The organism is Arthrobacter cheniae (assembly GCF_003602275.1).
GTDB lineage: Bacteria > Actinomycetota > Actinomycetes > Actinomycetales > Micrococcaceae > Arthrobacter_D > Arthrobacter_D cheniae.
The window spans coordinates 1-3,624 of sequence record NZ_QZVT01000026.1; the positions used below are offsets into that span (position 1 = coordinate 1).

General features: G+C 55.0%; 2 rRNA genes. Both read left to right on the top strand.

The annotated features are described in order from the left end of the window. Positions 1-180: 180 nt before the first annotated feature. Positions 181-1,714: ribosomal RNA gene (locus tag D6T63_RS18740) — 16S ribosomal RNA — on the top strand. Positions 1,715-2,321: 607 nt separating this feature from the next. Further along, positions 2,322-3,624 (top strand): 23S ribosomal RNA (locus tag D6T63_RS19625); the annotation flags it as partial.

Below are 3,624 nucleotides of genomic sequence, written 5' to 3' on the forward strand. Positions count from 1 at the left end.
CCTGTTGTTTGAGAACTCAATAGTGTGCCAAGTTTGTTGATACCGATTGTTTTTTGATTGGTTGAATTTGCTGGTTGTCGCGCACCTTGTGTGTGGTGGCTGGTTTTTTTGGCTGGTTTCGAATTTTGTGCAGCAGTGTTTCCCGTTTTCCCGGGTTTCGTTGTTGTGTCTGTATATACATTTACGGAGAGTTTGATCCTGGCTCAGGATGAACGCTGGCGGCGTGCTTAACACATGCAAGTCGAACGATGAACCTCACTTGTGGGGGGATTAGTGGCGAACGGGTGAGTAACACGTGAGTAACCTGCCCTTGACTCTGGGATAAGCCTGGGAAACCGGGTCTAATACTGGATACGACCTTCTGGCGCATGCCATGTTGGTGGAAAGCTTTTGTGGTTTTGGATGGACTCGCGGCCTATCAGCTTGTTGGTGGGGTAATGGCCTACCAAGGCGACGACGGGTAGCCGGCCTGAGAGGGTGACCGGCCACACTGGGACTGAGACACGGCCCAGACTCCTACGGGAGGCAGCAGTGGGGAATATTGCACAATGGGCGCAAGCCTGATGCAGCGACGCCGCGTGAGGGATGAAGGCCTTCGGGTTGTAAACCTCTTTCAGTAGGGAAGAAGCTGGCCTTTTGGGTTGGTGACGGTACCTGCAGAAGAAGCGCCGGCTAACTACGTGCCAGCAGCCGCGGTAATACGTAGGGCGCAAGCGTTATCCGGAATTATTGGGCGTAAAGAGCTCGTAGGCGGTTTGTCGCGTCTGCCGTGAAAGTCCGGGGCTTAACTCCGGATCTGCGGTGGGTACGGGCAGACTAGAGTGCAGTAGGGGAGACTGGAATTCCTGGTGTAGCGGTGAAATGCGCAGATATCAGGAGGAACACCGATGGCGAAGGCAGGTCTCTGGGCTGTAACTGACGCTGAGGAGCGAAAGCATGGGGAGCGAACAGGATTAGATACCCTGGTAGTCCATGCCGTAAACGTTGGGCACTAGGTGTGGGGGACATTCCACGTTTTCCGCGCCGTAGCTAACGCATTAAGTGCCCCGCCTGGGGAGTACGGCCGCAAGGCTAAAACTCAAAGGAATTGACGGGGGCCCGCACAAGCGGCGGAGCATGCGGATTAATTCGATGCAACGCGAAGAACCTTACCAAGGCTTGACATGAACCGGAATGATGCAGAGATGTGTCAGCCACTTGTGGCCGGTTTACAGGTGGTGCATGGTTGTCGTCAGCTCGTGTCGTGAGATGTTGGGTTAAGTCCCGCAACGAGCGCAACCCTCGTTCCATGTTGCCAGCGGGTTATGCCGGGGACTCATGGGAGACTGCCGGGGTCAACTCGGAGGAAGGTGGGGACGACGTCAAATCATCATGCCCCTTATGTCTTGGGCTTCACGCATGCTACAATGGCCGGTACAAAGGGTTGCGATACTGTGAGGTGGAGCTAATCCCAAAAAGCCGGTCTCAGTTCGGATTGAGGTCTGCAACTCGACCTCATGAAGTTGGAGTCGCTAGTAATCGCAGATCAGCAACGCTGCGGTGAATACGTTCCCGGGCCTTGTACACACCGCCCGTCAAGTCACGAAAGTTGGTAACACCCGAAGCCGGTGGCCTAACCCCTTGTGGGAGGGAGCCGTCGAAGGTGGGACCGGCGATTGGGACTAAGTCGTAACAAGGTAGCCGTACCGGAAGGTGCGGCTGGATCACCTCCTTTCTAAGGAGCGCCTCAGGTTTCATTCGCTCATCCCAAGTGGTGGGTGTGTGGCTTGCAGGAGTTAGCCCACAGCGCGGGCGTTTGTTCCGCGGTGGGTGCTCATGGGTGGAATATTGATGAATAGGTCCCTGGTGGCCGCTGGTGGTCTGTGAGTACGTCTCGCTCTTTTCGCTTTTCGTCTTCCTTCGGGTGGGCGGAGGTGGTGGGGTGGTTCTGGAAAGCGGGGTGTTGGTGGTTGGTTGGGTATCGTTTGGCACACTGTTGGGTCCTGAGATAACAGGGCTCTTATTTCTCGTTGGTGCGTGTCTTCTTGTGTCCTTCTCCTTTGGGGGGGGTGTGGGGGGTCGGGTGCTGGTGGGGGGTGGGGGTTTGGTTGTTTCTGGTTTTCCTGCGCATGCTGCGCATCATGGTGGCTGTCACTGTCTTGGGGAGGGTTTCTCTTCGAAGGTGGTGGGGGTTGTGGTGTGTGGGTGTGTTGGGGTTGTTGGTTGAGAACTGCATAGTGGACGCGAGCATCTTTAAAAATAAAGAAGCAATTTCTATGAATAATCTGGTTCCGGACGTATGTTCGGGCCTGGTTTTCTCGATATGTTTTTTGATCTTAAGTGGTCAAGTTTTTAAGGGCACACGGTGGATGCCTTGGCATCAGGAGCCGAAGAAGGACGTGGGAATCTGCGATAAGCCTGGGGGAGTTGATAACCGAACTTTGATCCCAGGATGTCCGAATGGGGAAACCCCGCCCGGCGCGCGAGTGACCGGGTGACCCGTATCTGAACACATAGGGTACGTGGAGGGAACGTGGGGAAGTGAAACATCTCAGTACCCACAGGAAGAGAAAACAATAGTGATTCCGTTAGTAGTGGCGAGCGAACGCGGAACAGGCTAAACCAGTGGTGTGTGATAGCCGGCGGGCGTTGCATCACTGGGGTTGTGGGACTTTCCGTTCCAGTTCTGCCGGACTGGTGAAATGAGTGCGTGCGTATAGGTGAACGGGTTTGAAAGCCCGGCCGGAGAGGGTGTTAGTCCCGTAACCGTAATGCGTGACGCCGTTTGGAGAGGATCCCAAGTAGCACGGGGCCCGAGAAATCCCGTGCGAATCTGCCAGGACCACCTGGTAAGCCTAAATACTCCCTGATGACCGATAGCGGACCAGTACCGTGAGGGAAAGGTGAAAAGTACCCCGGGAGGGGAGTGAAATAGTACCTGAAACCGTGTGCCTACAAACCGTCGGAGCAGCCGAGGCCTTGTGCTGGTAGTTGTGACGGCGTGCCTTTTGAAGAATGAGCCTGCGAGTTAGTGTTACGTCGCGAGGTTAACCCGTGTGGGGAAGCCGTAGCGAAAGCGAGTCTGAATAGGGCGGACAAAGTGGCGTGATCTAGACCCGAAGCGAAGTGATCTACCCATGGCCAGGTTGAAGCGACGGTAAGACGTCGTGGAGGACCGAACCCACTTCAGTTGAAAATGGAGGGGATGAGCTGTGGGTAGGGGTGAAAGGCCAATCAAACTTCGTGATAGCTGGTTCTCCCCGAAATGCATTTAGGTGCAGCGTTGCGTGTTTCTTATCGGAGGTAGAGCTACTGGATGGCTAATGGGCCCTACAAGGTTACTGACGTCAGCCAAACTCCGAATGCCGGTAAGTGAGAGCGCAGCAGTGAGACTGTGGGGGATAAGCTTCATAGTCGAGAGGGAAACAGCCCAGACCACCAACTAAGGCCCCTAAGCGTGTGCTAAGTGGGAAAGGATGTGGAGTTGCCCAGACAACCAGGAGGTTGGCTTAGAAGCAGCCACCCTTGAAAGAGTGCGTAATAGCTCACTGGTCAAGTGATTCCGCGCCGACAATGTAGCGGGGCTCAAGTACACCGCCGAAGTTGTGGCATTCACATATATCCCAAGCCGGAGACTTGTTCTCC